Origin of the sequence: Streptomyces sp. NPDC006510 (genome assembly GCF_040611955.1) — a bacterium.
GTDB lineage: Bacteria > Actinomycetota > Actinomycetes > Streptomycetales > Streptomycetaceae > Streptomyces.
Window position 1 is genome coordinate 1 of the sequence record NZ_JBEXPH010000309.1, and the last position, 6,871, is coordinate 6,871.

Annotated in this window: 7 protein-coding genes; 5 read left to right on the top strand and 2 right to left on the bottom strand. The window is 69.2% G+C overall.

Annotated elements, in window-relative coordinates; genetic code table 11:
- Positions 1 to 396 precede the first annotated feature (396 nt).
- The gene (locus ABZY11_RS41830) at positions 397 to 597 is read right to left on the bottom strand and encodes a barstar family protein (protein ID WP_356484190.1); all 201 of its coding nucleotides are present in this window, start codon (positions 595 to 597) and stop codon (positions 397 to 399) included.
- 145 nt (positions 598 to 742) lie between these two features.
- On the opposite strand from ABZY11_RS41830, the gene ABZY11_RS41835 reads away from it, so the two are divergent.
- The 3 genes from ABZY11_RS41835 to ABZY11_RS41845 all read left to right on the top strand — a co-directional run bounded on the left by ABZY11_RS41835 (position 743) and on the right by ABZY11_RS41845 (position 3,157).
- Positions 743 to 1,081: a cupin domain-containing protein gene (locus tag ABZY11_RS41835; RefSeq protein WP_356484191.1), complete on the top strand. Its 339-nt coding sequence runs from the start codon at positions 743 to 745 to the stop codon at positions 1,079 to 1,081.
- Positions 1,082 to 1,494: 413 nt separating this feature from the next.
- Positions 1,495 to 2,826: a peptidoglycan recognition family protein gene (locus tag ABZY11_RS41840; RefSeq protein WP_356484192.1), complete on the top strand. Its 1,332-nt coding sequence runs from the start codon at positions 1,495 to 1,497 to the stop codon at positions 2,824 to 2,826.
- Positions 2,827 to 2,887: 61 nt separating this feature from the next.
- Positions 2,888 to 3,157, top strand: a complete 270-nt coding sequence (locus tag ABZY11_RS41845) for a hypothetical protein (protein ID WP_356484193.1) — start codon at positions 2,888 to 2,890, stop codon at positions 3,155 to 3,157.
- A gap of 88 nt (positions 3,158 to 3,245) precedes the next feature.
- On the opposite strand, the gene ABZY11_RS41850 is transcribed toward ABZY11_RS41845, so the two are convergent.
- A complete protein-coding gene (locus ABZY11_RS41850; protein WP_356484194.1) occupies positions 3,246 to 4,433 on the bottom strand; it encodes an ROK family transcriptional regulator in 1,188 nt (395 codons plus the stop codon).
- Between the two features lie 165 nt (positions 4,434 to 4,598).
- Here ABZY11_RS41850 and ABZY11_RS41855 point away from each other — a divergent pair, with 165 nt between their 5' ends.
- Entirely contained in the window at positions 4,599 to 6,086 is a 1,488-nt protein-coding gene (locus ABZY11_RS41855) for a sugar ABC transporter ATP-binding protein (protein ID WP_356484195.1), read from the top strand.
- A partial coding sequence (locus ABZY11_RS41860; protein ID WP_356484196.1) for an ABC transporter permease occupies positions 6,083 to 6,871 on the top strand: 789 nt, incomplete at its 3' end. The genes ABZY11_RS41855 and ABZY11_RS41860, both read left to right, overlap by 4 nt.

The window sequence follows — 6,871 nt, forward strand, 5'->3', positions numbered from 1 at the left end:
CGCGCGGTGGGGGCGATTTTTCGGCAGGTCGCCAGCTCGCCGCCCCAACCGGTGAACAGTGTCTTGATCTCCGGGCTCGGTCGGCGGGGTCCGCAGGGCGGCGTCCTTCGATCCCCGAGGGCGGTCCATCTCGTCGATCGGGCACTCGACGACCCGCCCGGTCATCCGATGGATCTCGACCTTGTGCCGCCGGCTCGACCCACAAGTCCCCACACCGGGCCTGACCCTCTACCAGGTCCTCGACCTTCTCCAGGATCTGCTGAGGTGCTGGACCGGCACCTGCATCACTTGCGGCCGAGATCTGTCAGCGCAGACGGGCGAACGCCACGGTCAGGTACTTCACCCGAAGACCCGGCCGATAGCGGTCGCGGTAGCGATCAAGGCAACTGGTCAGCATCATCGTCCCACCTGGCACACGCTCAGCCAACAGTGCCCACCCGCGAAGCGCGCATGCTCAGGAATCAAAACAAGGCCGCTGACTGCGTCCCAAAACGCATCCCAGTTCCGGCCGTAGAAGTCCGGAATGCCAAGCTCTCGCTGTAGCAGTCGATGCAGCTCGTCCTCGTTTGCGACCGACGCAACGTCGATGGTCACCATGGCCCTCATCCTAGGCACCACTCACGGCCTCACAGACAGCAGACCTGACGAAGCACTAGCTAGAAGGCAGCCATGGAACACATCGCCCAGACCCCCCACCCTCAAGGCCCCTGCCGAACGCTTCACCGGCGACGTCTACCTCAACATGATCGATACTCCTGCCGAACCCGCCCATCTCGCCACAGCCCTGGTGCGCTTCACGCCCGGCGCCCGCACCAACTGGCACTCCCACGCCAACGGCCAGACCCTCTACATCACCGACGGAATCGGCCTGGTCGGCACCCGCGACGGCCACGTCGTACGTGCCTGCGCCGGCCAGACAGTCAAATGCCTGCCCGGTGAAGAGCACTGGCATGGAGCCACCGACTCCACGCTCATGGCCCACATCGCCATGGTCGTCGGCGACGACACCGGCGACGGAACCACCTGGCTCGAACCCGTCACCGACGAGCAGTACGCCAACGCCCTGAACAGCACGAACTGAGGCTTTGGGCGAACCCGCCCTACCGGTCGCAGCCCGTGGTGAGGAAATGCCACGTCCCTGAGACAACGTCGCTCTGCCACGGCCCGAGAAAACGTCGCTCCGCCGCGGCCTGAGACAACCGAAGGAGCGTTGGTCAGCAGGCCGCAGCGTGTCGCGTACCGTCAGATCCCACAGCCGGCTGGCCGCCCGGCCCCTTCGTGAATCCCGGGCAACGAGCCGTCGTAGGCGACCTGTTGAATCTTTCCGCCGCAGGTCAGACACCCTGCCAGTGGTCTGGTCCACTGGCTCGACCGGCGACCTCCACGGATCCCTTGACGTGCTGTCATCTCAGGTCGGAGAGTGTGCGCGCACAGCGGAACAGTGAGATCGGAACACGCACGGCTCCATCACGCACGGCTCCAAGAAGGGTTGTCATGACGTCCAAGCAGAGGACCGGACTCGCACTCGCGTTGACAGGCGTCGGCGCACTGAGCATGGCGCTGCTCAGCCCCGTGGCGCAGGCCGGTGCGGACGGGGTGCGACCGGAATGCCCGCGCAGCCTCGACTGCGACTGGGTACCGGCGGCCTACCAGCAGACGGGTGACCCAGCCGACAAGGAGACGTACGGGAACTACGACACCGCGGACCGGCCGCACACCAACAAGGTCGGATTCATTGTTCTGCACGACACCGAGGAAGACTTCGACACCACCCTGAAGATCTTCAAGAACCCGCTGAAGCAGGCATCCGCCCACTACGTGGTGCGCTCGGCCGACGGGCACGTCACGCAGATGGTCAAGGGCAAGGACGTCGCCTGGCAGGCGGGCAACTGGTACGTCAACAGCCACTCCATCGGCATCGAGCAGGAGGGCGTCGCCGTCGAGGGCGCCAAGTGGTACACCCCCGAGATGTACCGCTCGACCGCCAAGCTGGTGCGCTACCTCGCGGCCAAGTACGACATCCCGCTCGACCGCCAGCACATCATCGGTCACGACGGAGTGCCGCCCACCAGCGCGGCCGGCACCAAGAACATGCACTGGGACCCGGGTACGTACTGGGACTGGAACCGCTTCATGGCGCTGCTCGGCAAGCCCACCGTGCCGAGCGCCCCCAAGAGCAGCGAACTGATCACCGTCAGCCCGGACTTCAACAAGAACCAGCAGGCGTTCCGTGACTGCGAGAAGGGCGTCGACCTGCCGGTCCAGGGCTCCAGCGCCGTCCCGCTCCACACCGCGCCGTCCACCGACGCGCCCCTCTTCTCCGACCCCGGACTGCACACCGACGGCTCGCCCGGCACGAACTGCGCCGCCGACTGGGGCAGCAAGATCAGCGCCACCCAGCAGGCCGTCGTCGCGGACCACGCGCCCGGCTGGACGGCGATCTGGTGGTACGGCCGGAAGGCCTGGTTCGAGACCCCGGCCCGCAGCCGGAACACCACGCCCACCTCCGGCTATGTCGTCAGGCCGAAGGCCGGCCGCACGGACGTGCCGGTGTACGGGGTCGCGTACCCGGAGAAGTCCGAATACCCCGCGGACTTCGCGGACAAGCGGGTGGGCTCGCCGCTCCAGTACACGATCAAGGCCGGCCAGTCCTACCCCGGCGGCGGCGAGGCGCCGACCGGCTACTTCTACGCGCCCACGATCGACTCCTCGTACCCGCTCGACCACTCGTACTTCGGCGGCAGGGAGAAGTACGTGACGGTGCAGATCGGCCACCGGATCGCCTTCGTGAAGGCGTCCGACGTGGACATCGTGCGCACCCGCTGAGACCGGTCCGTCGCAGCGGCGACGGAACGCCAGGTATCCGTACAACCAGAAGGAGGCCATCATGCACAAGCCGACCAGGGCCGCCGCCACCGCGGCCGCGGGCGTCGTCATGGCGCTCGCACTCGCAGGCGCCGGAGCCGTCGTCACCGTCGCGACGGCCTCGGCCGCCGCGGCGTCCGAATCCGGGGCGCTGGGCTGGGACGTCTCCGAATCATTCGACACAGAGCAGGAGTGCGTCGCGGCCGGGGACGCGGGCGTCGGCAACGGGAGCTGGGCGCAGTACCGGTGCGTGCTGTTCGAGGCCCGGTGGGACCTGATGACTCCGGCGTGACGGCGTGACGTCGTGACGTCGTGAAGGAGTAACGGCGTGACCAGTGCCCCTCCGTGGACATCGTCCGTGCACGGAGGGGCACCCGCGCTCAGCCCGCGACCAGCCGGTTCACCTGCGCGGGAGACAGCGCGTGCTCGATGGCGAGGATTCCCGCCCCCACCGCTGCCGCATTCTCACCCGTGCGGCTCGGTTCGATCCGCAGCAGCTGTGTGGCCAGCGGATGCGAGCGCCGGTACACCGCCTCCCGGACACCCGCGAGCAACTGGTCGTGAACGGCGGCCAGCGCACCGCCCATCACCACCGTGTCCGGATTGAAGAAGTTCACCAGACCGGCGAGCACCTCGCCGACCGCACGCCCGGCCTCCCGGACCATCCGCACGGCGTCCCGGTTCCCGGACTGCACCAGGCGCACGACATCGCGGCCCGACGCCGCATCCACTCCCAGACCGACCAGCTTCGCCGCCAGTGACGCACCACCCGCGACAGCCTCCAGACAGCCCGAATTGCCGCACCGGCACGGATCGTCGAGATCCCCGACCCGGATGTGGCCGATGTCGCCCGCGCATCCCTGCGCCCCCCGGTGCAGCTTGCCGTCGGCGACGATTCCGCAGCCGATCCCCGTGCCGACCTTGATGTACAGCAGGTAGCGGCAGTCCGGGAACGCGCGCCGCTGCTCGCCCAGCGCCATCACATTCACATCGTTGTCGACGAGCGCCCGCACCCCGAACCGGGAAGCGAAGAACTCCGGGATCGGGTACTGGTGCCAGCCCGGCATGATCGGTGGATCGACCGGACGGCCGGTGGAGAACTCCACCGGACCCGGCACCCCGACACCGATGGACCGCAGCGTCTCCGGCTCCCGGTGGGTCTCCTCCAACAGGGCGCGCACGGTGCGTTCCACGCGCCGCAGCACGGAATCCGGGCCGTCCCCGATCGACAGCGGTTCCTCGTACGACGCGAGCGTGGTCCCACCGATGTCCATCAGCGCCACCCGGCAGTGCGAGGCGCCCAGATCCACCCCGGCCACCGCGTGCTCGCGGGTGCGCAGCGCCAGCCGTCGCGGTGGCCGGCCACCGGTGGAAGCGCCGTCGGCGTCCTCGTCCACGAGACCGTGCGCGATCAGCGCGTCCACTCGCTGGGAGACCGTCGAACGGGCCATTCCGGTGACCCGGGCTATGTCGGCACGGGTCGCCACCGCCCCCGAACCGATCAGTGCGAGCACCTCGCCGGGCGAGTGCGATGCGGCAGCGGAATTGCGATCCGACGGCGAAGACATGGCAGTCACCCTAGGGAGGACTTCTGCTGCTCACAAGGCATCCGCTGTTCGGTCATCGACATAAGTACGTGCCAAGTCGCCGAAAAACAAAGGTGCTTGAGCCCTTGACACTCCTAATGCCTGTCACGACTCTGCTCTGCAGACCACTGAGCGAGGAGCAGCCAGATGCTGACGATGCAGGGTGTGTCCAAGAGCTTCCTCGGGGTGCTTGTGCTCGATGGGGTGGGGCTCGACCTCGAAGCCGGGGAAGTGCATGCCCTGGTGGGGGAGAACGGCGCGGGGAAGTCGACACTGATGAAGATCCTCGCGGGCGAGTACTTACCCGACGCGGGGACCCTCACCATCGACGGCACCGCCCACTCCTTCAGCCACCCGGCCCAGGCCCAGGCCGCCGGGGTCGGCATCATCCACCAGGAGTTCGCGCTCCTGGAGCACCGCACGGTCGCCGAGAACGTCTTCCTCGGCCGTGAACCGACCCGGTACGGACTCGTCGACCGGCGGGCCATGGAGCGGCGCACCGCCGAACTCCTCGCGGAACTCGACGAGACCGGCATCACCCCGCGGACCCCGGTCCATGAGCTGTCGGTCGCACGCCGGCAGACGGTGGAGATCGTCAAGGCCATCGCATCCAACGTCCGCATCCTGGTGATGGACGAACCCACCGCCGCACTCGCCGACCACGAGGTCGAGCAACTCGGCTTCCTCGTACGCCGCCTGGCCGCCCGCGGAATCGGCATCCTGTACATCTCGCACCGGCTCCGCGAGGTCTTCGACCTCTCGCAGCGGATCACCGTCCTCAAGGACGGCCGCCGCGTCAGCACGCTCAACACCCGCGACACCGACGCCGACACGGTGGTACGCGCCATGGTCGGCCGGGAACTCGGCGCCTACTACCCGCCCAGGGCCCGTCCGGGAGAGCCGGGCGAGGCGCGGCTCACGGTGAGCGGCGGCGGCAACTCCAGGATCTCCGGCATCGATCTGACCCTGCGGGCCGGCGAGGTCGTCGGCGTCGCCGGCCTCCAGGGCTCCGGCCGTACCTCCCTCGCCCGCGCCCTCTTCGGCGCCGCCCCCTTCACCACGGGCACCATGACCGTCGGCGGAGAACCGCTGCGCCCGGCGCACCCCCGGGAAGCCGTCCGGGCCGGGATCGCCCTGGTCACCGAGGACCGCAAGGGCGAGGGCCTCGCACTGCACCAGTCCGTGGCCGACAACGCGCTGCTCGTGACCCGCGCCGTCCCCGCGCGCGGCAGACCGGCCGCGCGCCGCGAGCTGACCGCGCTGCTGGAACGCGTACGCCTCCATGCCCATGGCGAGGACCAGCAGGTCCAGTACCTGTCCGGCGGCAATCAGCAGAAGGTCGTCATCGCCAAGTGGCTCGCCGCCCGTCCCCGGGTGCTCCTCTTCGACGAACCGACCCGCGGCGTCGACGTCGGGGCCAAGGCGGCCATCCACACCCTCGTACGGGAACTGGCGCGCGAGGGCCTCGCCGTACTGATCATCTCCTCCGAACTGCCCGAGCTGATCGGCATGAGCGACCGCATCCTCGTCATGTCCGAAGGCCGCCTCGCCGGCGAACTGCCCGCCGGAGCCACGGAAGAGACAGTCATGCGCGTCGCCACCGGCGGCGACCGTGCCACGGAGGGAGCAGCATGACCGCACTCCGGCCCGACCTGGGCACCCGGCCCCGCACCGGCCCGTCGCGGACGGCCCGGCCGCGCCTCACCGGCCCCGTGGTGGGGGTCTGGCTCGCCGCCCTCGCCGTCACCGTGCTCGGCTGGATCGTCGTCGCGGCCCGCGGCGGGGACTTCCTGACCGTGACCAACGTGGTGACGATCCTCCAGAACTGTGTCGCCCTCGGCCTCGTGGCCGTCGGCCAGTCCGTCGTCATCCTCACCGGATCGCTCGACCTGTCCGTCGCCTACCTGATCAGCCTGGGCACTCTGGTCGCCGCGGAGACGATGCAGAGCGGCAGCGTGCTCGTCGCGGTCATCGCCGTCCTCGCCCTCTGCGCCGCCGTCGGTCTGGCCAACGGACTGATCGTCACCGGACTCAAGGTCAACGCCTTCATAGCCACCCTCGGCACGGCCTTCATCCTGCGCGGCTGGATCGAGGACAACTACACCGGCCCCGCGGGCAAGGTCCCCGCCTCCTTCCAGCACCTCGGCTACGACCGGATCGGACCGGTTCCCGTCTCCCTCTTCCTCCTCCTCGCGGTCGCCGCCGCCCTCTGGCTGATCAGCCGTCGCACCCGGCTCGGCCACCACATGTACGCGACCGGCGGCGACGAGCACGCCGCCCGGCTCTCCGGCGTCCGCACCCGGCGCACCGTCATCACCGCGCACCTCCTGTGCTCGCTCTGTGTCGGCGCCGCGGCCCTCTTCCTCGCCGCGCGGCTCGGCGCCGGAGCTCCCTGGGCGGGCACGGAGGCCCGCTACGAC